Consider the following 24,149-nt stretch of genomic DNA (forward strand, 5'->3'; position numbering starts at 1 on the left):
GCCGTCGCCGTGCCAGGTCGCTATCCCGGGCATTTTCGGGGGCCGACGCTCTGCCCCTCACCCACGACGGTGACCTGGGGAGGGCTTTCCGGTTCCGTGGCGGCGGTCGTGCACACGATCTGGTCGACGGCCAGGCTGGACAGTTCGCCCGCCGGAGTGGACAGGGTCACCACCACCTGGCCGCCCGGCTTGGCGGTCACCGAGAACGGGTCGGCTCCGGGCGGGACCTCGGTGCTGAATCCGTGGGCCTGTTCCCTCATGGTGGGTCCGTCTGCCAGCAGCGCGAGCAGGTCGGCCCGGAACAGGAGCCGGCCACCGGGCCGCGTCACCGCGTCGAGCCGGCCGTTCTTGACCAGGTAGAGGGTGATCATCATGGTCGGCGCGACGCCTCCGCTCGGCGGGTCGCCCGCGGAGATGGCGTCGCTGGGTCGCACCCCGCAGCCGGCCACGGCGGCCAGCGATACGAGACACGCGGCGAGCACGCGGCGCGAGAGCCCGGGCAGCCTCATTCGGGGCCTCCGTCCGGATCGTGCGCCCAGCGTGGCAGGCGCAGCGTGAACATGGCACCACCGTCGGGGGCGTTGGTGACGGTGAGGTCGCCTCGGTGCAGGCGCGCGTTCTCCCGCGCGATGGCCAGGCCCAGGCCGCTGCCCTCGGACCTGGTCCTGGCCTCGTTGGCCTTGTAGAACCGGTCGAACACGTGCGGCAGCACCGCTTCGTGCAGCCCTGGTCCGTGGTCGCGGACCTCGAGGGCGATCCAGTGCGGGTCGGCGGAAAGCCGGACGGACACCGGTGGCTCGCCGTGCCGCAGGGCGTTGCCGACCAGGTTCGCGAGGATGACGTCCACCCGGCGCGGGTCCAGCCGTGCCGTCACCGCGGCCGGAAGTTCGGTGTGCACCGGCTCCGACCATCCCCGGGCACGCAGGGTCGAGCGCACCAGCTCGGCCACGTCGACCTCGTTCAGCACGAGGGCCGCCACGCCGGAGTCGAACCTGCTGATCTCGATGAGGTCGTTCACCAGCCCGGTGAGGTTGAGCGTCTCCTGGCTGACCAGCCTGGCGGCCCTGCCGGCGGGCTCGGGCAGCCGGGCCGCCTCCTCGTCGAGGATGTCGGCGACCGCGGCGAGCGCGGCCAGCGGGGTGCGCAGCTCGTGGGACACGTCGGCCACGAACCGGCGGGCGTCGGCCTCCATCTCGCGGAGCTGCTTGACGTGCCGTTCCAGCTCCGCGGCGGTGTTGTTGAACGTGCGGGCCACGTCGGCCAGCTCGTCGGAACCGCTGACCGCGATCCTGGTGCCCATCTCGCCCTCGCCCAGCAGGCGTGCGGCCCGGCCGAGCTCGCGCACCGGGCGCAGCACGCCGCGGGTGGCCAGCAACGCGAGGACGACCGCGAACGCCAGGGCCGCCCCGCCGGTGAGCCAGGCGCGTTCGGCGAGCCCGTCGATGCTGAGCTGTTCGGCATGCAGGCTGCGCACGGTGTAGACCTCGATGCCGGACGCCCGCGTCGGCTGGCCCGGCTCGGCGATCAGCAACGGCGTGCCGATGACCAGGAAGGGCGCGCCTCGCCACAGCACGCGTTGCCACGCGATGACGCCGTCGCCCACCTTCCGCCGCAGCTCCCGTGGAATCAGCCCGGGATCGACGGGGCTCGGCGAGCGCGCCCCTTGGTAGAAGGCGATCGCGAAGATGTTCCCGTCGGCCACCGTGCGGGCGATGTCGCCGAGCTCGGCCGGGCCCGGCGCCGGATTCCGCAACGGGAAGAGCACCTCCAGGCGGCTCCTCATCGCGTGCACCGCGGCGTCCTGGGTCCGCTGCAGGATGTCGTTACGGGCCTGGACGTAGATCCCGCCGGCCACCGCCGCCGCGGTGACCACACACAGCAGGGCGAACGCGAACAACAGCCGGGCGCGCAGCCCCAGGCTCGGCTCAGGCGTCACCAGCCGCTCACAGCGGCCCGAACCGGTAGCCGAACCCACGCACCGTCTGCACGTAGACGGGCGCCGCCGAGTCGTCCTCGATCTTCGCGCGCAACCGCTGCACGCACGCGTCCACGAGACGCGAGTCGCCGAAATAGCCGTGCTCCCACACCGACTCCAGCAACTGCTGGCGGCTGTGCACCCGGCCCGGCGTGCCGGAGAGCTCGAGCAGCAGGCGCAGCTCGGTCGGGGCGAGGCTGACCGGTACGCCGCGGTTGGCGATCACCAGCCCGGCCCGATCGATGGTCAGGTCTCCGTGCCGCTCCAGCTCCGCCTGGTCCCGGCCGGTCCGCCGGAGCACCGCGCGAATGCGCGCCTCGAGCACCCTGGGCTGCACCGGCTTGACCACGTAGTCGTCGGCGCCCGCCTCCAGCCCGGCCACCACGTCCATGTCGTCGCCGCGCGCGGTCAGCATGATGATCGGGATCTCCCCGGCGGCGCGGATGCGGCGGCAGACCTCGAACCCGTCGATACCGGGCAGCATCAGATCGAGCACGACGACGTCGGGAAGGTCCGCCCGCAGCCGCTCCAGCCCTCGCTCGCCGGACTCCGCCGCGCACACCCGGTGCCCGTGCCGGGTCAGGGCCAGTTCAAGACCCTCCCGCACGGCCGGGTCGTCCTCGATCAACAACACTCGCGACACGCCGCCGAGTTTCACCGCACGCTCCGTAACTCGCCCGCCGGTCAACCTCATCCACTGTAGGCCGACCGTGTCCCCGCCTCGTCCGCGCCATGTCATGGTTGTGTCACGGCCACGCCGTCGCTCGCGCCGGTGGCGGCCGTCGACAAACGGTGACATGCGGCGGACGACGCGCGCACATTCGACGCCGATCGTGGTTCGCCATGGACGAACCACGCACCATCCCACCCCGGCCCCGAGACCGGCTGTACGCCGCACTCACCCTGCTGCTCGCCGTGCTCCTGCTGCCCGCGGCGTTCGTTCGCCACCCCCGCCGCGCCCGCGAACTGGCCTGCCACTGGGCGCTGGGGATGCGATTCCCCGCCGAGGACCTCACCGGGCTCACCGACGGCGCCCTCGCCGCGTTCACCGCCGCGCGCACCGAGGCGCTCTGGCGTCACGGCCAGCTCATCGGCCTCACCTCCGGCTACCGCGACCCTCACGTCCAGCAACGGATGTTCGACGACGAGGTACGCCGCACCGGCTCCCCGAGCCTGGCACGCATGCTCGTGCTCCCTCCGGCGGAATCCAGCCACGTCAAAGGCATCGCCCTCGACGTACGCCCCCACGAAGGCGCCCGCTGGCTGGAAGAACACGGCGCCCGCCACGACCTCTACCGCATCTACGACAACGAGTGGTGGCACTTCGAACACCGCCCCGGCAGCCGCGGCACGCCACCACCACGACGGCCCCACCCCGGCGTGCGCCACGTCATCGGGAACGGGGACCGGCCGTAGCCCGGACCGGGCGTTCTCCAGCGGTTTCGACCAGACGTTCAGGCGTTCAGGCGTTCGGAGAGAGGTCAGGAGTATGTCGTCGGGGAGTGCCGGCGAGCCCGGATCGCTGGGCTGGCGGCTGCAGGCAGCGCGCGAGACGGCGTTCGTGGGGCGGGAGGAAGAGCTCGCGGTTTTCAGCGCGGCGTTGTACGGCGGCGGCTGCAGCGTCCTGTACGTGCACGGCCCCGGCGGCATCGGGAAGTCGGCCTTGTTGCGCCGGTTCGCTCACGAGGCCGCGGTGGCGGGGCGGCCGGTGTCCATGGTGGACGGGCGCGTGCTGGAGCCGTCGCCGGCGGCGTCCGAGGCCGGGCCGGTGCTTGGCGATGCGGACGCGGTGCTGCTGGTCGACGACTTCGAACGCGTTCAGGGCCTGGAGGGTTGGCTGCGCGAGCGGTTCCTGCCGCGGGTGCCCATGGGGGCGCTGGTGGTGATCGCGGGGCGAAACCCGCCGGACATGCGGTGGCAGGCGGATCCGGGATGGGCCGGGGCGCTGGAGGTGCTGCCGCTGCGCGACCTGCGGCCCGGAGACGCGCAGGCCCTGATGGACACCTGCGGGGTGCCGGCCGAGTCGCGCGGGCCGCTGCTGGCCTTCGCCGGTGGTCATCCGCTGGCGCTGCTCCTGGGGGCGGCCGTGGCGGTGAAGGACGGCGCGGCCGGCAGGCGGTGGAGACCGCCTCAGGACGTGGTGGCCGCGTTGCTGGATCAGCTCGTGGGCGAGTCGCCTTCGGCGGCGCATCGGCGTGCTCTGGAGATCTGCGCGCATGCGTACATGACGACGGAGGACCTGCTGCGGGCGGTCCTGCCGGAGGACTCCGGGACGTTGTTCCGGTGGTTGCGGCGGTTGCCGTTCGTGGAGTCGAGCCGTCTCGGGCTGTTCCCGCATGACGTGGTGCGGGAGCTGCTGGAGGTGGACCTGCGCTGGCGCGATCCCGAGGGGTACACGGTGATGCACGACCGCGTTCATGCGCATCTGGCGGACAGGGTGCGCACGGCGAGCGACACGGACGTGCCCGGCGCGGTGGCGGCGCTGCTCCACCTGCGTCGCGACCACGGGACACCCCACGGCCGCCACGACGAGGGCGAGTTCCAGGAGGAGGGGTGGCGGCAGGAGGACCTCGGCACGCTGCTCCGGGTGGCGGCGGCGGAGGAGGACGCGGAGGGCGCCGCCTTCTGGGCGGAGCGTCGGCCGGAGGCGTTCCGGCTGTATCGGCGGGCCGAAACCGGTGAGCCCGTGGCCTTCACCGCGTGGTTGCGGTTGGCGGAGCTCGACGAGGAGGAGCTGGCCGCCGATCCCGTCGTGGCCACGGCGTGGGCGCATGCGCGGGCCACCACGCCGTTGCGCGCCGGTGAGCATCTGGCGGTCGGCCGGCAGTGGGTGCTGCCGCCGTATCGCGGGAACTCGCCGGTGATGGACGTGATCCGGTGGCGGGCGATCGGCGACTGCCTGCGGGCCGAGCGGCTGGCATGGTCGTACATCGAGGTACGGCATCCCGGCCAGGCGCGGCAAAGGTACGGGATGCGTGACATCTCCGCGCGACCACGGCCGGGGGCTGACGCGTACACCCTGCTCGTTCATGACTGGCGTGCGGTGCCGGCGCGGGCGTGGCTGGAGCGGACGCACCACCTGCGCGCCGCGGGCCCCGACGGCGGTCCGGGCGCCGCGCGGCTGGCGGTGCTGTCCCAGGCGGAGTTCGCCGAGGCGGTACGCAAGGCGTTGCGCCAGTTGCCGCGGCCGGACGCGCTGGCCGCCTCCCCGCTGACGCGCACCAGGCTGATCGCCGAGCGGGCCGGGCAGAACCCGGCCACGGCACTGGGCGACCTGCTCCGTCAGGCGATCGACGACCTGCGTGCGGATCCGCGCTCGGTCAAGTCCCACCGGGCGCTGTCCGTCACGTTCCTCCGCGGCACGCCCACCCAGGAGCTGGCCGCGGAACGGCTCGGCCTCCCTTTCACCACCTACCGCCGCCATCTGAGCGCCGGCATCGAACGTGTCTGCGCCGACCTGTGGCACCGGGAGTTGTACGGCGCGTACCGGTCCACCTGAGCCGTCAGACCGAGGGCGTGTGTCAGCCGGCCAGCGCGAACCCGGCCGCCGCCTCCGCGTGCAGCCGGGCGCTCGGCAGGACCGGGATGGCGCTGTCCTTGTCACTGATCAGCAGCTCGATCTCCGTGCAGCCGAGAATGACGCCTTCGGCGCCGTCGTCCGCGAGGTCCTCGATGATCCGGGCGTACGCGTCCCTGGACGATTCCCGGATCACCCCGCGCACCAGCTCGTCGAAGATCACGCGATGGACCAGGTCCCGCTGCTCACGGCGCGGGACGACCACGTCGAAGCCGTGCGCGGCGAGCCGGTCGCGGTAGAAGGGCTGCTCCATGGTGAAGCGCGTGCCCAGCAGACCGACCTTGCGCATCCCCCTGGCGTGGACCTCCGCGCCCACGGCGTCGGCGATGTGCAGCACGGGCACGCTCACGGCCCGCTCCACGTCGTCGCTCACCCGGCTGAAGGTGTTGCTGCAGATGAGCAGGAGGCCGGCGCCGAGATCCGCCAGTTTCCCGCCCGCGTCGGTCAGCAGCGTGCTCACCTCGTCCCAGCGGTCGGCGAAGATGAGGTCCTCGACGGTCGTGTAGTCGACCGACCAGATGAGGCTGTTGGCGGAGTGGCTGCCGCCGAGTCGCTCGCGTACCCGCTGGTTGATGATCTGGTAGTAGATCACCGTCGATTCCCAGCTCAACCCGCCGATGAGACCGATAGTGCGCATGGAAGTCCGTTTCGTGAGCTTGTGCGGGCAGGCCAGGCGGAGGTCCTGCTCATGTCGAAGACCAGAGGCCGTCCGGCCGTTCCCTCCGCCGGAACGGCTGCCGCTTCGCTCAGGTCGGCGGCGCCGCCAGCGCGCGGGCGCAGGCGCCGAGCCCGATCTCGCTGGAGGCCTTGACGAACACCACGTCTCCCGGTTCGGCGAGCGCGGCGGCCAGCCGGGTGGCCCCGGCCACGTCCTCGACGGTGTGCACGGCCACGCCCTGGTTCGAGGACTCCGCCGCCTCCGCCATCGCGAGCGGGTCTCCTGCTCCGACCGCGATCAGCACGTCGAAGCGGAGGTCGGCGACGAGCCGGCCCATTTCCGCGTGCCGGGCGCGGGAGGCGCCCGCCTGCTGCCCCATCGCGCCGAGCACGGCGACGGTACGGCGGTCGCCCGCCAGGGCCGTCACCGCCCGCAGCCCGGCCCGCATGGATTCGGGGCTGGCGTTGTAGGCGTCGTTGACGATGGTGATGCCGTCGGGTCGTTCGACGATCTCCAGCCGGCCCGCCGAGCGCCTTCGTGCGGCGGTCAGCCCTTCGGCGATCTCGGCGACGCCCAGGCCGAGTGCGGTGGCGACGGCGGCGGCGGCCAGGGCGTTGCTCACCTGGTGCTCGCCTATGAGGTCGAGCTCGACAGGGGCACGGCCGGAGGGCGTCACCAGCTCGAACGCGGTTCGCGCGCGGCCCGCCGGCCGCACGTCCTCGGCCCGCACCCGCGCCTCCGCCGACCGGCCGTACAGCAGGATCCGGGCCCTGGTGCGGCCGGCCATGCCCATGACGTACGGGTCGTCGGCGTTGAGCAGGGCGAACCCGTCCGCCGGAAGCGCCTCGACCAGCTCGCCCTTGGCCGCGGCCACGTCGGCCGGCCCGGCCCCCATGCGCTCCACATGTGCGGTGCCGACATTGAGCACCAGCCCGACCTGGGGCGGCGCGAGCCCGGTCAGGTACGTCAGGTCGCCCTTACGGCCCGCCCCCATCTCCAGCACCAGGTATCGGGTGGTGGCGTCGGCACGCAGCACGGTGAGCGGCAGCCCGAGCTCGTTGTTGAACGACCTGTCGGTGGCGACGGTCGCGGCGTGCCGTTCGAGCACCTGGGCCAGCAGATCCTTGGTCGTGGTCTTGCCCACGGAGCCGGTCAGGCCGATCACGGCCGGGCTGATGTGTTCGAGCAGGTGCCTGGCCAGCAGGCCGAGCGCGAGCTGGACGTCCTCGACCACGAGGGCGGGCACGCCGACGGGCCTCGACGCCAGCACGGCGACGGCGCCGCTCGCGATGGCGCCGGCCGCGTAGTCGTGGCCGTCGACGCGGGCGCCGGCCGTCGCGGCGAACAGGCCGCCAGGCACCACCTCGCGGGAGTCGACCGCCGCGGGCGCCGTCACCAGCGCCCGCGGGTCGCGTACGTCATGCAGGCTCGCGCCGACGACCTGCGCGATCTCGTTCAGCGTCATGGGGATCACGAGCCGCTCCTGGCGAACGCGAGGTCGATGAGGCGGCCCAGCAGGTCCGGGTACGGGATCCCGCTCGCGGCCCAGGCCCTGGCGTAGACGGAACGGGAGGTGAAGCCGGGCATGGTGTTGATCTCCAGCACGTACAGGCGTCCCGTGTCCTCCTCGTAGAGGAAGTCGACGCGGGACAGGCCGTAGCCGTCGATCGCCCGGAAGGCGCGCAGCGCCAGCTCGCGCACGTTCTCGGCCACCCGGTCCGGCAGCTCGGCGGGGATGATGGCGATCTCGGCCTGGCTGAGGTATTTGGCCTCGTAGTCGAGCCAGTCGCCGGGCACGATGAGCTCGCCGGGCACCGAGGCGTCCGGGGTGTCGTGGCCGCCGAGCACGCCGCAGATGAGCTCGCGCGCGGTCACGCCCTGCTCGACGATGACCACCCGGTCGTGGGCCAGCGCCAGCTCCACGCCCGCGCGCAGCTCCTCCATGGAGGTGACGCGTGAGATGCCGATGGAGGAGCCCATGCCGGCCGGTTTGACGTACATCGGCCAGTCGAGCGACTTCACCAGCCCCCAGGGGTCGGTGGTGGTGCGCCATTCGTGCTCGGTGAACCACACATAGGGGGTGACCGGAATGTCCTCCGCCAGGAACGTGCGCCGCATCGCGACCTTGTTCATGGCCACGGCCGATGCCAGGACGCCGCAGCCCACGTACGGGATGCCCAGCGTCTCCAGGTGCCCCTGGACGACGCCGTCCTCGCCGAACGGCCCGTGCAGCGCGGGGAAGACCACGTCCGCCCGATCGCGTCGCAGCTCCATCGGCCACCTGCCCTGGCGGTCGATGATGACGGCGACGGGCTCGTACCGATCCTTCGGCAGTGCGTCGAGCACGGCCTGCGCCGACTGCAGCGACACCTCATGCTCGGCGGACGGGCCGCCCGCCAGCACGGCCACGCGCACGCGTTCAGTCACGATCGATCAGCCTTCCTCGGTCTTTCTCAGGGGCACGGAGACGGCACCGCCGGCGGTGGGGTGTCCGCCGTCGCAGGGCCTGCTGAGTGTCGTCTCCTCGCCTGACCGATTCCCAGGCCATTCGCTGTCCAGTTCCTGACCGGAGCGCACCGGCGGCCTGCCACGACCGGGTCGATCCCCGGGCGCTCCGGATGATGCCGATCCGTCCTGGGCAGGTCGCCGACCTGGCGCTCGGCGGAGCTCGGCTCCTCGAAGACGGTGCCCTCCGGCTGCGGGCGAACAGCTTCACACCGAGCTCCCGCTCACTGGTGCGAGGGGTGATGGCGGGTAGTCGTCCACGGTCATGGAGTTGCACAGGCGGGCGCTCTTGGTGGTGAGGCGGAGGAGGGCGCGGCCGGGTCCCGCGGGCAGGGCGGAGATCAGGCGGGCGCCCTGCGCCAGCCCCGTGACGCCGAGGCGGGACGTGGGGATCACGTCGCGGTGGTGGTGGTCGAGCTCGCGCTCGCTCCGGAACAGGAACAACGCCCGCGCGTCGCCGAGGTGCCGTGCGCCGTACATGCCGGCCGTACGGCCGACGCCGAGGAGCTCGCCGTCGAGGCCGGCGGCGTTGGGCAGGGTCAGCACCCCGAGGTGGGCCCCGATGAAGGCGCTGAGGCGGGACTCGTCGCCGAAGATCTTGGAGAGGTCCACCCGGACGGACGGCGTGCGCCCTCCGGGTGGAGGGTCATCCGGCTCGTGCCGGTGGCCCGTTCCTCGACGCGCGGGAGCACGCCCATCTTCGCCGAGATGTTCATCGCGGGCCGGAACAGGTCCACCGCGTGGCCGCCGGTCTTGCGCAGAGCCGGCGCGCGCTCGACGACGGTGACGGCGAAGCCCTGCCTGGTCAGCCAGTACGCCAGCACCGGACCGGCGACACCGGCACCGGCACCGGCACCGGAGACGAGTATCCGCATCAGCATGCCCTTGTCTCTGACCGCTCAGTCCGCCTGCGCGGCGAAGGCCAGCAGGGGTACGGCGGTCCGCGCGGGATCCTCCAGGATGGGCGAGTGTCCAAGGCCCGGCAGCAGCTCGACCCGAGCGCCCGGAACGGTGCGGTAGTCGGCGGCCGACGAGGACCGCCACCTCCGGTCGTCCTCGCCGAAGATCACCAGCAGCGGCTTGCCGAGCGGCCTCAGCCGGTCCGGGAGCTCCTGCCGCCCCAGGTAGCCGAGGGACGCCTTCATGGTCATGGTGAGGGTGTGGTAGGTCATCGTGCGCACTTCGTCCAGGAGCTCCTGGGGAATCCGGTAGCCCGGGCGGCTGAAACCGGTGCTCGCAAACTGGCGGATCTGCTCGTCGGTCGGGGGCCACTGCGACGGTCCGATGGCGGCGGACTCCGGCGCGATGTAGGCGCCCAGACCGGGTCCGGTGTTGATGAGCACGAGCGCGGTCACCAGGTCGGGCCGCTGCTCGGCGAGGGCCGTGGCGGTGTAGCCGCCCGAGGAGTGGCCGACCACGATGGCGTGCTCGACGCCGAGCCGGTCCAGTGCCGCGCCGACCCGGTGTCCCTGGTCGGGGATCTCGTAGCTGCGGTCGGCCGGTTTGGCGGACCGGCCGTGGCCGAGCAGGTCGATCCGGATGACACGATGCGATCCGGTCAGCAGCGGAACCAGCGGGTCCCACGAGCGGGCCGAGGCGGCGGACCCGTGGATGAGCAGGAGTGCGGGTGCGTCGCGGGGGCCGTCCTGGCACACGTGGATGGTGCCGTCGTCCAGAGACAGGATCGAGCTCTCGGTGGTCTCGGCGCCGTCGCTCACGTACGGTCCGCCGTCAGAAATGGTCATGAGGCCACTGTCGCGGCCGGTGCGCGGTGGTGGATTGGACGAATGTTCCCTCAGCGGGCTCGCGTAGCATGGGGTCGTGCGGACGTTCGTCCACGGTGAGGCCGTGTGGGGTGTCGCGTGCCCGCAGCGGCCCAGCCGGGTGGCCGGTGTCACGATGGCCGGGTTCCGTGTCCGTGACCTGGACGCACTCCGGATGGTCCCGCACCCGGCCGTGACGCTGCTGCTGGAGTTCGGCTCCGGCTCCCCCGTCCTTGACGGTGCCGCGGGGCGGCAGCGGGGAAGCGTCGTCGCCGGGCCCGGGCTCGGGTCCGGAGGCGCGGTCTGGGCGCGGGGTGAGAACGTCGAGTGCGTGCAGGTGCGGCTGTCCCCGGTGATCGCACGCGCGGTTCTGGGCGCCTCCCCCGCCGAGCTGGACGGCACCGTGGTGGCCCTCGACGACCTGTGGGGCCGGGAGGTGTCACGGATCCGTGAACGGCTGGCCGAGGTCGCGTCGTGGCAGGATCGCTTCGCGCTGGTGGACGCGCTGCTCGCCCGCCGCTGCGAGGCGGGGCCGCCGGTAGACCCGGAGGTGGCCTGGGCCTGGGACCGGATCGTCGGTGGCCGCGGCCTGGTCCGGGTCGACCGGCTGGCGACCGAACTCGGATGGAGCCGCAAGCGGCTGTGGTCCCGCTTCCGGTCGCAGATCGGCCTGCCGCCCAAGCGCGCCGTGAAGCTGGTCCGCTTCGACCATGCCGCCCACCGCCTGGTCGCGGGACAGGACGCGGCCCGGGTCGCGGCCGACGGCGGCTACGCCGACCAGTCCCACCTGCATCGGGACGTCATGGCGTTCACCGGGGTCACTCCCGCGACCGTGGCCGGCGAGCCGTTCCTGGCGGTTGACGACATCGCCTGGACCGGCCCCGGAACACCCGCCTCCGGCGTCCCGCGCCGGTAGTCGGTCGTCGGGCTGCGGCTTCGTGACAGGCGGGGCCGGCCCTGGTCAGGGAGCGGCGTGTGCGGGTGCCTGATCGGCTTGGCCGCGGTCGATGTGATCGGCGTGGAAGAGGCCCTGGGCGAGCAGTTTCCGCACGTGTTCGTCGGCGGCGGTGTAGTAGACGAAGGTGCCCTCGCGCCGGCCCTTGACGAGCCCGGCCAGGCGCAGTTTGGCCAGGTGCTGGCTGACCGCGGTGGGGGCGGCGTCGGCGAGCTCGGCCAGGCAGGCCACCGATGACTCCCCCTGCAGCAGCGCCCACAGGATCTTGATGCGGGTGGGGTCGGACAGCAGCCGGAACGACTCGGCGGCCAGGTGCACCTGTTCCTCGTTCGGCATGTCGAAGTCGGGCAGCGAGCTGTGCATGGGATCAGCATATCCCCGAACCTCGCTACTTGCATATCTGCGTATGTACGCATATACGATGCTTCGGTGATTACAGACCTGAGAACGCCCGAAGCCGCCGCACCTCCGGCGGCGAGTTCCCGGCCGGTGCGCTGGTGGCGCTCCGGCGCCGGCTCGCTGCCGGAGGTGCGCTGGGCGATCGCCGCCACCGCGCTGTTCGCCGCCGGCGGCCTGACCCAGCTCGCCGGCGCGCCGGGCTGGCTGTGGTGGAGCCTGTATCTGGGCTGCTACGCCGCCGGCGGCTGGGAACCGGGCCTGGCCGGGCTCAAGGCGCTGCGCGAGCGCACGCTGGACGTCGATCTGCTGATGGTCGTCGCGGCGATCGGCGCGGCGGCGATCGGGCAGGTCTTCGACGGCGCCCTGCTGATCGTCATCTTCGCCACCTCCGGCGCGCTGGAGGCCCTCGCCACCAAACGCACCGAAGACTCCGTGCGCGGCCTGCTGGACCTGGCCCCGGACCAGGCCACCCGTATCGGCGACAGCGGCGGGGAGGAGGTCGTGGCCGCCGCCGACCTGCGGGTCGGCGACGTCATCCTGGTACGGCCGGGCGAGCGCATCGGTGCCGACGGCCAGGTGGTGGCCGGGGCCGGCGACGTCGACCAGGCCACCATCACCGGTGAGAGCCTGCCGGTGGACAAGCAGGCGGGCGACGAGGTGTTCGCCGGCACGGTCAACGGCTCCGGCGCGCTGCGCGTACGCGTCACCCGGCCGGCGTCGGAGACGGTCATCGCCCGGATCGTCGCGCTGGTCGAGCAGGCCGGCGCCACCAAGGCGCGCACCCAGTTGTTCATCGAGAAGGTCGAGCAGCGCTACTCCGTGGTGATGGTCGCCGCCACCCTCGCCCTGTTCGCGCTGCCCCTGCTGTGGGGCACGCCGGTGCAGGAGAGCCTGCTGCGGGCGATGACGTTCATGATCGTGGCCTCCCCGTGCGCGGTGGTGCTGGCCACCATGCCGCCGCTGCTGGCCGCCATCGCCACCGCCGGCCGCAACGGCGTCCTGGTCAAATCGGCCGTGGTGATGGAACGACTGGCCGACGTCACCCACGTCGCCTTCGACAAGACCGGCACCCTGACCGAAGGCCGCCCGCACCTGGCCCACCTGCGCGTCCTGCCGACCCCGGCGACCCCGGCGGCCCCGGCGGCCCCGGCGGGAGGCTCGGGGAGCGGCCACGACGGCGGCGCACGGGCCGAGCGGCTGCTCGCGCTGGCGGCCGCCGCCGAACAGGGCTCAGAACATCCGCTGGGCCGCGCCATCGTGGCCGCCGCTCACCACCAGGGCGTGCCGCTCCCCCCGGCCGGCGACTTCGCCGCTCTGCCGGGGCGGGGCGTGCGCGCCCAGGTCGGCGGCCAGGTGGTCGAGATCGGCAGCCCCGCCCATCTGCTGGCGGAGACCGCGTCCGGCGACGCGGGCGGTGAAGCCGGGTGGGCGCGCGCGGCGGTGGCCGAGCTCGAACAGGAGGGGCACAGCGCCGTACTGATGCTGCTGGACGGGCGTCCCGTCGCGGTGTTCGGCCTGGCCGACCGCGTACGGGCCGGTGCCGCCGCCGCGGTCGCGCAGCTCACCGGCCTGACCGGCACGACTCCGATCCTGCTGACCGGCGACAACCCCGGCGCGGCCGCCCGGGTGGCCGGCCACGCCGGGATCACCGACGTGCGGGCCGGCCTGCTGCCCGAGGACAAGGTGCACGCGGTACGCGAACTGCAGCGGCGCCAGGCGCGGGTGGCGCTGGTGGGCGACGGCGTCAACGACGCTCCCGCCCTGGCCACCGCCCATGCCGGGATCGCGATGGGCCGCACCGGCGCCGACCTGACCCTGGACGCCGCCGACGCGGTCATCACCCGCGACGAGCTGGCCACCGTCCCGGCCGTGCTCGCCCTGGCCCGCCGCGCCCGCCGCCTGGTCGTCGCGAACCTCGTCATCGCCGGTGCCTTCATCGCCGTGCTGGTGGCCTGGGACCTGTTCGGCGACCTACCGCTGCCGCTCGGCGTGGCCGGTCACGAGGGCTCCACCGTCATCGTCGGCCTCAACGGGCTGCGGCTGCTACGCGACGCCGCCTGGCGACGCGCCGCCGGGGGCCACTGACGGCCCACGGGCGGGCGCCGCGCGATCGGCCCGCGCCCGCAGCCCCGGCGTCGTCCGGCATACCGTCGGCCGCCTGGGGCCGCATGACCAAGGGGCGCACGGGCGAGTTCAAGGAGTTGAAGAACGGCGTCGGGATGAAGAGCGAGTCGGTCAACAAGGGCTCCGGCCAGACGCACTACAGCCGTGGTGTCCCGCTGAGGAAGAACCACACCTACCGTACGACGTTCTTCGACGGCAAGTATCGCTGCAAGGCCGAGTGGACCTACAAGTGACCGTGAGCACGCCCCACGTCCCGGCCGGCTACGACTGGCGCAGGACATCGTCCACCACGGTCAACGACAGGGTCTTGTAGCCGACCGAGTCGAACAGCACGGTGATCCGGTCGTGCTCACGGCTCATGACCGTCCCCGGCCCCCACATCGTGTGCGTCACCTTCGCCTGCACAGGGAACTCGCCACCTTCGGGGGCCGGCTCCGGCGGCTCGCCGTCCTGGCAGGTGTCGCACGAGCCGCACGGCCCGGCGTACGGCTGGCCGAAGTATTCGAGCAGGAACCGGCGGCGGCAGCCCCGGGTCTCCGCGTAGCCGCGCATCATGTCGATGCGGGAGTCGTCCACGCGGTGCCGCGCCTCGTCCAGCTCGACCGCCCGCGCGACGGCCTGCTCCGGGGTGAGCGCGCGGGCGGTGTACCGCAGGTCGCCGTCGCCGGACACGGAGAGGGCGCCCGCGCGTTCCAGCAGGTTGACGAGCCGGGTGAGGTGGGAGGTGCTCACCTTGAGCAGCGCGGCCAGCTCGCTCGCGGGCACCTTGCCGGCGTGCTCGCGGGCCAGCGTCGCCACCCGCAGCAGCGCGTCGGCGTCGGCCCGGCCGCCGGTGAAGAACCGGCGCAGGCCCAGGTCCTCCTGCCGGTAGAACAGCACCGCCGAGGCCGGCGCGCCGTCCCGGCCCGCCCGGCCGATCTCCTGGTAGTAGGCGTCGGGCGACTCCGGCGGGGCGGCGTGCAGTACGTAACGCACGTCCGGCCGGTCGATGCCCATCCCGAACGCCGAGGTCGCGACGATGGTGTCCACGTCGCCCGCGGTGAACAGATCGTGTACGCGGGTGCGCTCGGCGGAGCGCATGCCCCCGTGGTACGGCTCGGCCCGGCGTCCCATGGCGGCCAGCTCGGCCGCGTACTCCTCGGTCTCCCTGCGGGTGGCGACGTACACCAGGCCGAGGCCCTGGCGGGAGGCGGCGTACTCGATCAGGGCCTGGCTCTTGTCCTGCGCGCGGACGAAGCGCCGGACCTCCAGCGAGATGTTCGGCCGGTCGAATCCCCTGACGATCTCCACCGGCGCGGACAGCCCGAGCGAGCGGACGATCTCCTCGCGGACGTTCGGCGCGGCGGTGGCGGTCATCGCGACCACCGGCGGATGCCCCAGGCGCTCGATGACCTTCCCGAGGCGCAGGTAGTCAGGGCGGAAGTCGTGCCCCCAGGACGAGACGCAGTGGGCCTCGTCGATCGCGATCAGCGACGGCCGGGCCTGCGCGAGCCGTTCGACGACGTCGGGCTTGGCGAGCTGTTCCGGCGACAGGAACACGAACGCCGCGTCGCCCGCCGTCACCCGCTCCAGCCCGGCCGCCACGGAGGAGGTCGAGTTCACCGCCACGGCGCCGCCCGCGTCGGCCTTGAGCAGGCCGGTCACCTGGTCGCGCTGGAGCGCGATGAGCGGCGAGACGACGACGGCGGGGCCGTCGAGCAGCAGCGCCGGCACCTGGTAGACCGCCGACTTGCCGCCGCCGGTCGGCATGACGAGCAGCACGTCACGCCCGTTGAGCAGGTGTTCCATCGCCTCCTGCTGCCCCGGGCGCAACCGCGGCCAGCCGAAGCTCCGCCGGGCCGTGGCCCGTAACCGCCGCCCCTGCCGTCCGAACCGGCCCTTCAGCCTCATCCACAATCCCATGCCACCCATCCTCCACTCGGTGGGGCGCCCATTACCCGCGCTCGCGCGCCGCATGCCCGATCGGGCGATCGGTTGCGGCGATCAACTGGTGGTTGCGGCGGCTCGGCGGCGTAGGCGAGACTTCATCGGCAGTCGTGAGGTGGGCCGGAGGGGACGATGAGCACCACTGGCAAGGGCAACGCCTATCTGGACCAGGTCGTCGCGCAGCAGGCCGTACTCGAGGACGATCTGCGGTCGCGCCGCGGCGCCCCCGGCGAGCCGCCGCCCGGGGCGGGCCCGCTGGTCAAGCGCGAGCGAGCCCTGGGCGGGGCGGTGGCCGAGAAGGCGACGCCGGGCCCGGTGGACGTGCGGATCACCGGTTTCTGGCGCTGGAAGAACGTGCTCGTCCCGCCCAACGCCTTCGTGGTCCACACCCGGCGTGGCCGCGAGAACCCCCTGCACATCGGCCTGGGCGTGTCGTTCCGCTTCAACCCCGCCACCGACTCGTTCCTGGTCGTGCCGGGGGCCACGCAGACGATCCTCATCAACGCCTACTGCATCTGCCGCGAGCTGCAGGGCGTCCTGGTCCAGGGATACGTGCAGTGGGGCATCCAGTCCTTTCCCACCGCGTACCGGAAGCTGGACTTCGGCGACCAGGCCGACCCGATGCGGCTGGTCAACCTGCAACTGCGAGAGCAGGCGGAGGCGGCCATCAAGGACAAGGTCGCGACCATGGGCGTGCGCGACGTGCTCAGCGACAAGCAGCCCATCATCGAGGAGCTGACGGCCCGGCTGCGGGCGGTGGCCGAGGGCGAGGACAACACCGACCAGGGGCTCGGGCTGCGCATCGTCACCGTCCAGATCAAGGAGGCGGTCGTCAGCTCGTCGCGGCTCTGGGAGAACCTGCAGAAGCCCTACCGGGCCGAGCAGGGACAGGTCGCCCGCCTGGCCGAGCTGGAGTCGGAGGAGGCGATCGCGCAGCGCGAGATGGCGGCCGAGCGGCTCAAGGAGACGCAGCGCCTGGAGTACGAGCGGGAGCTGGCCGAGCTGCGGGCCCGCAACGAGGCATGGCAGTTCGACACCGAGGTCGCCGAGCGGCTGCGGCGTACCCAGCGCAAGCACGACGACACCAGGGCGGTGGCGGAGCTGGAGACCGAGACGACCCGGCACGCGCTGCGGATGGAGCGCGAACGGCACGCCGAGGAGGCCGAGACCGGCCGGCTCCGGATCGAGCGGGAGCGGGAGCTGAAGCGCCTGGAGCTCGACGGCGAACTGGAGCTGGCCCGCTCCCACGTGCTGGCCGACCACGAGCGGGCGCTGCTCGACGTGGAGCGGACGCGGCTGCGGGCCGACATCGACAACCAGCAGACGCCGGCCAGCCTGCAGGCCAAGCTGATCGGGCTGCTGCCCGAGATCATGGCGAAGCTCCCCAAGCCGGAGGAGCTGCGCATGGTGTCGATCAACGGGGGCGACCGGACGACCGTGTCGGGCCTGCTCGCCGAGCTCGCCGTGGTGGTCGGGGTCCTGCGATCGGCCATCGACGGCGACAAGCCGGGTCCTTGACGGCAGGCCCGGTTCGGAAGCTGATCTCGGCATTCGGCACAGCGGCCCCCGCCAGGGTTCCTGAGCTGCTCTGGCGGGGAGTTCGCGGCCGGGTGCAACCTTTCGTCCAGTCATGGCGGCGTTCGCCGCGTTCCCCTCGGCGGACTGCACGATCAGCGGGATCTCCGCCTTGTCGGCGTCGCCGTACTTCTACGCGAGCAACCGCGTGATGTCGAACAACCGCTCGTCCGGCAGACCCTCGGCCGGCAGCCGTTCGCTGTGACGGTCACCCGGTCGCCGGTCAGCAGGGGATCTTGGACGTGGATGCGTTCGCCGACAGCTTGGGGAGCCCGTCGGCCACGTCCACGGCGACCAGCGCGCTGGAGTCGACGACGGCCAGCCGCAGCTTCGGGCTGTTCGCGGTCTCCTCGTCGAGGTCGAGTCCCTCGACGGCGTGCTTCCGCGGGTCGAGCACCTCGAAGTGCTCGCCGAGGTAACGGTAGGTTTCGCGATCGAAGATCATCACGCTGCGGGAGCCGTCCCTCTCCAGCGCGACCCCGATGCCGGGGCGGCCGACGGCGTCGACCGTCTCGGGGATCAGCTTGATGCCCTTGACCTCGGCGGCGATCCTGTAGAGCTCCGGGGTCACGCTTGGCCGGACCGCGGCGGCGCGGATCAGCGTGCTGATCGTGTTCCAGACGTCGGGCCCTCCCTCGGCGACCTTCTTGCGCAGTTGGTCAGGGGTGACGCCGGCCATGCCGGCGTAGGTCAGCGCGCCGCTGGGTGCCTGCTTGCAGTCGGTCTCGAAGAGACGGTCGCTCACCTCGCTCGTGTGGGGGAACTTGGCGCGCGGCATTCCCGGCGCGTCCGCCCGGCTGGTTTCGCGCTCGCGCATCAGCCACGGCTTGGGGCCTGTGGCGGGCTCCCAGCGCTCCTCCAGCAGGGACACGCGCAGTGGCGCCAGGTCCCGCCGGTCCGGTTCGGGCTTGTCTGCGAGGAGCGCTCCGGCCGTCTCCTCGTAGGTGAACTCCGCCCACGCCACCAGCAACAGCACGTCGCGATCACCCGCCTTCAGCCCGGCGATCGCCGACAGGAGCGGGCGGTTCACCGCCAGCGTCGTCACCCCGTCCTCCACCAGCCCGGCCGACGCCGGCCTGGCGCCGTCGAGCATGGTCGCCTGGTAGTGAGACAGCTCGGTACGGCGGCGCCGGTGGATGACGTTGGTCGCGATGCCGTACAACCAGGGGCGGGCGTTGCCGTGCTCGGCGTTGTAGCGGCGCCGGTGCTGGAAGGAGGTCAGGAAGGTCTCCGAGACGATGTCGTCGGCAGCCTCGTCGCCGAGCCTGCGGGAGGCGAAGCGGTGGAGCGCCGGGGCGTACCGGTCGAAGATCTCGGCGAAGACCTCCGGCTCGAGTAACGACCGGCTTAGCAGGGCCGCGTCCGCGCTGTCTGCAGTCGCGGTTGGTCCCGTCATGGGCCGCCTTTCCGTGCGAATTCGGGAACACCCGTACTTGCCGTGGGACGTCCCAATGGTTCAGGGGCCGGGGATCAGACGGGAACCTCGCGAGGCCGAAGACCGGGCGGCCGCTGACCCTGTGCCTCTCGATGCACGGCGAGCACAGGGCGACGTTGGCCATCGTCCCTGGACGGGGCGCCGGCGGCCACCACGGCCGCCCTCAACCGCTCCGGCGACGGGTGCGAGTACACCTGGCTGGAGGTGATGGCGGCGTGACCGGGCACAACACGGGAACGGCGGGACCTGGCGGTGGCGCCGTTGGGGTTGGGGCGGCGTCTCCCCGTTGGGGAGGGCCCGCGACTAGCTGCTCAGCGGCTGAGCCACCGGCGCCATCGTGGCTAGCCCGCGATGAACCGCCAGCCCTCGGAGAAGGTCGGCGCGTTGGTGGCTCCCCGCTGGACGCCCTGATCGAAGCATCGCTCGATCCGGTTCGGGATCGCCGGCCAGGCCCGCACCGTTTGGACGTCATAGACGACGTCGAACGCGTGCACTCCGTACTGGCCGGTCACCCGGCTGCGCGGGGCGACGACAAGGCTGGCGTCCACACCGATGGCCGTGGTCCGTTCCTGCACGATCTGGGTGCTGACGCTGGCCTGCAGGGATTTGGCCAGTTCCCCGGCCGTGCCCACCGTGGTGGTGATCTGGACCCGCCAGGTCCGCGACTGCGACGAGGTGAAGGTCGCGTTGATCGGTGTGTCGAGGGTGTTGTCGACCACCCGGGCGTCGCTGACGTTGAACGTCGAGACCGCGGAGACGGCGGTGTATCGATACCCTTCGAAGACGGCCACGCGGCCGACGGTGGTCTGCCGCCACACGATGTCGGAGTAGTTGGGGCACGGAATCACCGGACCGAAGTCGGTGGCGTGCGCGACGCCTGGAGTGGCGACCACCGCCAGGCCGGGAATCAGGGCCGCGAGCGCGGTGAACGCAGCGAATTTCCCGCGCCGGCCGTTTGACTTCTTCTCGACGGTTAACGAGTCATAAGCTTTTTCTCGCACGCCGGCCATCTTCCACCTTCGCTCCGCCTCGGGACCACGACCAGTCCGGGTATCCGGCACGAACATGCATACTGTGATCGGTATCAGGATGGCTGTCAACGGCCGGAAACGAAATTCCGTGGTGCTCTCCGAATGTGGGCGGACAGCCGATTTACGGTGATGAGATCATCGGCTTTCATGGCGGGCGTAACATTTATGAAACCCGGCTGGGCGCCGCCGTCATCCTCTGGCCATGGAGTCCAGCAACCAGTTGTAGCGCAGGCGCAGTGCGCGCTCCCAGCCGGCCGCCGCGGCGCCGAGCGTGAGCGTGAGGTTGAGCCATGCCGGCAGACGGACGGGCGAGGTGAACGTCCCGAAGCGCTGACTTACCGGGGGCAGCTTGAAGACCACTTCGATGAGCTGCGGGATGAGGAGAAGCAGCGGGATGACGAGCAAGACCAGCGAGCAGAAGGCGATCCAGCGGCTCAGCGCGGGGTGCTCGCGGTCGAGGTGCGCGCGGCGCCCTTCGCCGGAGCTGCGATCCGGGATGAGCCGGTGCTCGGTCCCCTCGGCGGTCACGTAGTGGCAGCGCTTGAGACCGAAGGCCGTCGGCGCCACCTCGATCGTGCCACCCTGAACGGGAAAGGCGGCGGGGAGCCTGGACTCGGCGTGATGCCTGCCGTCGAGGTACAGATGGGCCCTGCCCTTGCCGTCGTCGGACAGAAATCGCTGCACATGGCGTACGTCGATGGCGTAGACCACCGGCCGGCCATCATCGCTCTTCAGCGGAAGATAGAACAATGCCCGGGAAAGCGGCTGCCACCAGCGAAACCGCTTCAACGGACGCCCATTGCCGGGCTGGACACGTTGCACAGCCCGGCGTCTGCGCCATTCCTTGAACATTTCAGGCTCCATCTCGTTCACGGGAAAACGTCTCGGCGGCTGCGGCTTCTCCGGCCGCGCCGCACGCCTCTGGACGGCACCATGGGCGGCAAGCTCCTGCCCATGGCGCAGCGGCAGGAGCTTGCCGGTTGACCTCAGGAATCTCTGGGGTCAGGGGTCCTCAACGTGGCCGCCGACGATGGGTCACCTGACCGGTTCAGAGCTTGCACCGGGCCTCTTCGGCCGGGGACTTGAGGTCGATGAGGTAGGCGGCCACGGTCTCGTTGACGCAGGCGTTGCCGGCCAGGAGGGCGCCGTGCTGCTCGCCCTCGACGGTGAGCAGGCTGCCGCCCAGTGCCTTGGCCAGGTTGATGCCGCCCTCGTGCGGGGTGATGGCGTCGCCCGTGACGGAGACCGTGAGCGTATCGGTCAAGCCCTTGATGTTCGTGGCGTACGGGTAGCCGAGCGTCGGCTTGACGGGCCACTGCTCGCAGCCGTCGCGCGCCTCCTTGATCGGGCGGCCGTGGTCGGTGAACGGCGCCGCCTTGAACCACGCCCGGGTCATCGCGGTCTCCTGCTTGGGCGTGTGGCGCTCCTCGTCCAGGCAGTTGATCGTCATCGTGGCCTCGAGCGAGTCGGGGTAGCCGCCGTCGGCGGTCCGCCCGTGGTAGCCGTCGCGCAGCTTCAGCAGCGTGTCGCCCTTGCCGGCCTTCAGCTCGGCCATGCCCGCGATCGCGGTGGGCCACATCGCCTCGAGGTACATCGCGGCCGTCACGCCCTCGACCGCCTGCTCGAACGTCAGCCCGCGCCCGTCGGAGGTCCGGGCCGGCTTGTCGACCAGCGGCCGGGCGAGTTGCTGGAAGGCCCTGGTGGCGCGCTTCGGGTCGGTGCCGAGCGGGCAGTCCTGCTTCTGCTTGTCGGCGCAGGAGGCGGCCATGCGCTCGAACGCGGCCTGCATCCCGGTGGCCTGCTGGATGCGTCGCTCGTGGGTGCCGGCGAGGGGGTCCATGGCCCCGTCGAGCACCAGCGCCCGGACTTTCTTCGGGAACATCTCGGCGTACACGGCGCCCAGCCGGGTCCCGTAACTGGTGCCCGCGAAGGACAGCTTCGCATCGCCCAGGGCCTGGCGCAGCACGTCCATGTCCCGCGCGACGTCGCGGGTGCCGACGTGCGCGAGCACCTGCTCGCCGCCAGAACGCTTGGCGCACTGCTCGAGGAGCCGGCGGGTCTCCCGCTCGGTCCAGTCGTCCAGGCCGGCGGGGATCGAGGAGATCTTCGCGCCGAGGTCACGCTCGGCGTCGGTGTAGCAGTCGAGCGCCGGGGTCGAGGCGCCGACGCCGCGCGGGTCGAACCCGACCAGGTCGAAGCGCTCGGTGATCGGCGATTTCGCCCACACGGCGGCGGTCAGGGCCGCGTGCTCCGTACCGGGGAAGCCGGGACCGCCGGGGTTCAGCACGAGCGACCCGATCGGATCCTTGCCACGCGCGGGCACCCGCAGCAGCGCCAGCTCCGCCTGCCTGCCCTTCGGATTCCGGTAGTCGAGCGGCACCTTGAGCCGCGCGCACTCGGCCTCGACGGCCGGTACGCCCGGCGGCAGCTTCGGATCGCACGGCTTGAACACCGGTTTCTGCCCGTAGAAGCGGTCCAGACCGCCGCCGGACGGGACGGCCCGCCCGGCGGCCTGCTCGGCGCCGGCGGCCTGGCCGGCGCACGCGCCGAGCAGCAGCGTCAACGCCACGGCGCCCATGACGACGGCCGATCTCTTGCGATATGACATGTGCTTTCTCCTGTCGTCGGAGGTGATGATCGACCAGGGGTACGCGGCACCGCGGAGGGCGTGGACGCGCTGGAATCAGGACGCGTGACTCCAGGCCGGCCGGCCACGGATGCTCGGCCGGCTCGCGACGCGACCGCCGGCTGCGCCTCCCCTGGGTTCCGGCAGTCGCGGACGGCTGGGCACATCCACCCGCCGCGCACCGAAGCGCATGGAGAACATCCAAAACTATGACGTCGCGTCCGAGTCAATTCGCGTACGGAACGGCGCATCGGCCCGGCAGGACGCCCGAGGTCCACAGGATGGCCCCGTCCGGGGAGCGCAATGAACGGCAGAAGCGCGCGCTGAGTTGTGGATTGACCGGTACCGCCGGCGCGGCAGTGTGGTCCCACTACAACTACTAAGGCGTGAACCTGCGTGGAATCGTATCTGCGAATCACCCATGGGACCTTCGCGCCTTGAACTGACGGGGTCGGCGCGTGATCAGCCTGGCATTTCGCTGGCAGAGGCGACTCAAAAGCAAACGAAATCGTCGTTGGCGATTCGAGGGCTAGGGAAAGCATGAAAGGCAAACTGTTCGCTTCGGTTCTGATGGGCCTCCGCGTTCGGCCCGGATTGACCGGTGTGGCCGGCGCGGCCACGTCCGACACCCGCAGCTCGCTTGCCGTGTGGTATACGCATTCGTATTACGTGTACGAGAGCGACTGCGACCACATGGGTCAAGCGCTTGTCAACACGGGCCAGATCCTCACGTGGACATGCGTGCCCGCGCAGTCGTCCAAGCCCCCATGGGGGCGCTTCGCGTCTTGAGCTGAATTCGTCAGGGCGCCGGCACGTTGCCGTTCGTCAGTTGCTTGATCAACCGGTCCGTGAAGAGCTGGTTCGCGAGGTGCTGCTGGTCGTTGAGATGGCGCTCGCCGTAGGCGACCAGCATCGAGGAGACGTCGGCGCCGAACTCGATGTCGGGCCAGTTCTCCAGAAGGGGCCGGTACTGCGTCACCATGTCGTCGGCGAGCTGTTCGATGGCCTCCTGCGGGGTGTCCGGGCCGAGTTCGGCGTAGCGCCGGAGCAGCTCGGTGGTGGCCGGGGTGAAGATGGCGTGCCGCTTCAGGGCGCCGGCGAGGGTGGAGGTGTCGCTCTCGCCGATCAGGTGGGAGATCAGGACGAGCTGCTCGTGCTCGTGGCGCGCCGTGTCGGGGGCGATGTCGGCGACGGCGCTGAGGGTGGGTCCGTAGGCGGCCATCTCCGGCGGCAGGTCGGGCATCGCGCCGTGGCGGCGGAGCCGGGCGATGTCCTCCCGCCGGCTGGTGAGCCGTTCGATCTCGGCGGCGGCCTGCCGGTCCAGCTCGTCGAGCAGCGCCTCGGCGGCCTGGGGATCGTCGAGTATGTCCGGCAGCGCGGCGAGCGGGAGGCCGAGCTCGGTCAGGCGGGTGATCCGCATCAGCCGGACCACGTGCCGTACGTCGTAGTCGCGGTAGCCGTTGACCGAGCGCTCGGGTTCTTCGAGGAGCCCGATCTGGTGGTAGTGCCGCAGGGTACGGATGGTGACGCCGGCGAGTGCGGCCAGTTCACTGCTGCGCAACGATCTTCTCCTTCGGCTCCGAACCCATCAGTACCCGGC

At 71.7% G+C, this 24,149-nt stretch carries 23 protein-coding genes; 7 read left to right on the forward strand and 16 right to left on the reverse strand.

Annotation, left to right across the window (positions count from 1 at the left end):
* Positions 1-20: 20 nt before the first annotated feature.
* The 3 genes from AB0I15_RS37840 to AB0I15_RS37850 are packed head-to-tail and all read right to left on the reverse strand — an operon-like array spanning position 21 to position 2,618.
* Positions 21-509: a GerMN domain-containing protein gene (locus AB0I15_RS37840; protein WP_358106711.1), complete on the reverse strand. Its 489-nt coding sequence runs from the start codon at positions 507-509 to the stop codon at positions 21-23.
* On the reverse strand, positions 506-1,936 hold the full coding sequence (locus AB0I15_RS37845) for a HAMP domain-containing sensor histidine kinase (protein WP_358106715.1): 1,431 nt from the start codon (positions 1,934-1,936) through the stop codon (positions 506-508). The genes AB0I15_RS37840 and AB0I15_RS37845 overlap by 4 nt, the downstream gene beginning before the upstream one ends.
* A 7-nt stretch (positions 1,937-1,943) precedes the next feature.
* Positions 1,944-2,618: a response regulator transcription factor gene (locus tag AB0I15_RS37850; protein WP_358106718.1), complete on the reverse strand. Its 675-nt coding sequence runs from the start codon at positions 2,616-2,618 to the stop codon at positions 1,944-1,946.
* 200 nt (positions 2,619-2,818) lie between these two features.
* On the opposite strand from AB0I15_RS37850, the gene vanY-N reads away from it, so the two are divergent.
* Together vanY-N and AB0I15_RS37860 are read left to right on the forward strand one after the other, a co-directional pair.
* A complete protein-coding gene (vanY-N, locus tag AB0I15_RS37855; RefSeq protein ID WP_358106721.1) occupies positions 2,819-3,391 on the forward strand; it encodes a D,D-peptidase/D,D-carboxypeptidase VanY-N in 573 nt (190 codons plus the stop codon).
* A 73-nt stretch (positions 3,392-3,464) separates the two neighbouring features.
* Positions 3,465-5,474, forward strand: a complete 2,010-nt coding sequence (locus tag AB0I15_RS37860) for an ATP-binding protein (RefSeq protein ID WP_358106724.1) — start codon at positions 3,465-3,467, stop codon at positions 5,472-5,474.
* 22 nt (positions 5,475-5,496) lie between these two features.
* Here AB0I15_RS37860 and AB0I15_RS37865 read toward each other — a convergent pair whose 3' ends face one another.
* From AB0I15_RS37865 to AB0I15_RS37890, 6 genes are all read right to left on the reverse strand, one after another.
* Positions 5,497-6,189, reverse strand: a complete 693-nt coding sequence (locus AB0I15_RS37865; protein ID WP_358106727.1) for an aspartate/glutamate racemase family protein — start codon at positions 6,187-6,189, stop codon at positions 5,497-5,499.
* Positions 6,190-6,298: 109 nt separating this feature from the next.
* A complete protein-coding gene (murF, locus tag AB0I15_RS37870) occupies positions 6,299-7,675 on the reverse strand; it encodes a UDP-N-acetylmuramoyl-tripeptide--D-alanyl-D-alanine ligase (RefSeq protein ID WP_358106821.1) in 1,377 nt (458 codons plus the stop codon).
* A 5-nt stretch (positions 7,676-7,680) separates the two neighbouring features.
* Entirely contained in the window at positions 7,681-8,637 is a 957-nt protein-coding gene (locus AB0I15_RS37875) for a D-alanine--D-alanine ligase family protein (protein WP_358106730.1), read from the reverse strand.
* Between the two features lie 285 nt (positions 8,638-8,922).
* Positions 8,923-9,327 carry a hypothetical protein gene (locus tag AB0I15_RS37880; protein ID WP_358106733.1) on the reverse strand — a complete coding sequence of 135 codons (405 nt, stop codon included), beginning with the start codon at positions 9,325-9,327 and terminating at the stop codon, positions 8,923-8,925.
* Positions 9,255-9,596 carry an FAD-dependent monooxygenase gene (locus AB0I15_RS37885; protein ID WP_358106736.1) on the reverse strand — a complete coding sequence of 114 codons (342 nt, stop codon included), beginning with the start codon at positions 9,594-9,596 and terminating at the stop codon, positions 9,255-9,257. Before AB0I15_RS37885 ends, AB0I15_RS37880 begins: the two co-directional genes overlap by 73 nt.
* 18 nt (positions 9,597-9,614) lie before the next feature.
* Positions 9,615-10,460: an alpha/beta fold hydrolase gene (locus AB0I15_RS37890; RefSeq protein WP_358106739.1), complete on the reverse strand. Its 846-nt coding sequence runs from the start codon at positions 10,458-10,460 to the stop codon at positions 9,615-9,617.
* A 76-nt stretch (positions 10,461-10,536) separates the two neighbouring features.
* Between AB0I15_RS37890 and AB0I15_RS37895 the strand changes: the two genes are divergently transcribed.
* A complete protein-coding gene (locus tag AB0I15_RS37895; protein WP_358106742.1) occupies positions 10,537-11,394 on the forward strand; it encodes a helix-turn-helix domain-containing protein in 858 nt (285 codons plus the stop codon).
* 45 nt (positions 11,395-11,439) lie between these two features.
* Here the strand turns inward: AB0I15_RS37895 and AB0I15_RS37900 are convergent, their stop codons facing one another.
* Positions 11,440-11,796: a metalloregulator ArsR/SmtB family transcription factor gene (locus AB0I15_RS37900; protein WP_358106745.1), complete on the reverse strand. Its 357-nt coding sequence runs from the start codon at positions 11,794-11,796 to the stop codon at positions 11,440-11,442.
* Positions 11,797-11,922: 126 nt separating this feature from the next.
* Here AB0I15_RS37900 and AB0I15_RS37905 point away from each other — a divergent pair, with 126 nt between their 5' ends.
* Entirely contained in the window at positions 11,923-13,917 is a 1,995-nt protein-coding gene (locus AB0I15_RS37905; protein WP_358106824.1) for a heavy metal translocating P-type ATPase, read from the forward strand.
* Between the two features lie 83 nt (positions 13,918-14,000).
* Entirely contained in the window at positions 14,001-14,189 is a 189-nt protein-coding gene (locus AB0I15_RS37910; protein ID WP_358106748.1) for a hypothetical protein, read from the forward strand.
* Positions 14,190-14,217: 28 nt separating this feature from the next.
* Here AB0I15_RS37910 and AB0I15_RS37915 read toward each other — a convergent pair whose 3' ends face one another.
* A complete protein-coding gene (locus AB0I15_RS37915) occupies positions 14,218-15,858 on the reverse strand; it encodes a RecQ family ATP-dependent DNA helicase (RefSeq protein WP_358106751.1) in 1,641 nt (546 codons plus the stop codon).
* A gap of 156 nt (positions 15,859-16,014) precedes the next feature.
* Between AB0I15_RS37915 and AB0I15_RS37920 the strand changes: the two genes are divergently transcribed.
* Together AB0I15_RS37920 and AB0I15_RS37925 are read left to right on the forward strand one after the other, a co-directional pair.
* Positions 16,015-17,400 carry an SPFH domain-containing protein gene (locus AB0I15_RS37920; RefSeq protein WP_358106754.1) on the forward strand — a complete coding sequence of 462 codons (1,386 nt, stop codon included), beginning with the start codon at positions 16,015-16,017 and terminating at the stop codon, positions 17,398-17,400.
* A gap of 112 nt (positions 17,401-17,512) precedes the next feature.
* Positions 17,513-17,662 (forward strand): hypothetical protein, encoded by a 150-nt coding sequence (locus tag AB0I15_RS37925; RefSeq protein ID WP_358106757.1) that lies wholly within the window; start codon positions 17,513-17,515, stop codon positions 17,660-17,662.
* Positions 17,663-17,680: 18 nt separating this feature from the next.
* Here the strand turns inward: AB0I15_RS37925 and AB0I15_RS37930 are convergent, their stop codons facing one another.
* The 5 genes from AB0I15_RS37930 to AB0I15_RS37950 form a co-directional block, all read right to left on the reverse strand.
* On the reverse strand, positions 17,681-18,853 hold the full coding sequence (locus AB0I15_RS37930; protein WP_358106760.1) for a sigma-70 family RNA polymerase sigma factor: 1,173 nt from the start codon (positions 18,851-18,853) through the stop codon (positions 17,681-17,683).
* Between the two features lie 380 nt (positions 18,854-19,233).
* On the reverse strand, positions 19,234-19,902 hold the full coding sequence (locus AB0I15_RS37935) for a hypothetical protein (protein ID WP_358106763.1): 669 nt from the start codon (positions 19,900-19,902) through the stop codon (positions 19,234-19,236).
* Between the two features lie 210 nt (positions 19,903-20,112).
* Complete coding sequence (locus AB0I15_RS37940) at positions 20,113-20,775, reverse strand: hypothetical protein (RefSeq protein WP_358106827.1); 663 nt, start codon at positions 20,773-20,775, stop codon at positions 20,113-20,115.
* A gap of 196 nt (positions 20,776-20,971) precedes the next feature.
* A complete protein-coding gene (locus tag AB0I15_RS37945; protein ID WP_358106766.1) occupies positions 20,972-22,531 on the reverse strand; it encodes an alpha/beta hydrolase in 1,560 nt (519 codons plus the stop codon).
* A gap of 817 nt (positions 22,532-23,348) precedes the next feature.
* The gene (locus AB0I15_RS37950; RefSeq protein WP_358106769.1) at positions 23,349-24,110 is read right to left on the reverse strand and encodes a MerR family transcriptional regulator; all 762 of its coding nucleotides are present in this window, start codon (positions 24,108-24,110) and stop codon (positions 23,349-23,351) included.
* Between the last annotated feature and the right edge of the window lie 39 nt (positions 24,111-24,149).

The organism is Nonomuraea sp. NPDC050643 (assembly GCF_040654715.1).
In the GTDB taxonomy this organism is placed as follows: Bacteria; Actinomycetota; Actinomycetes; order Streptosporangiales; family Streptosporangiaceae; genus Nonomuraea.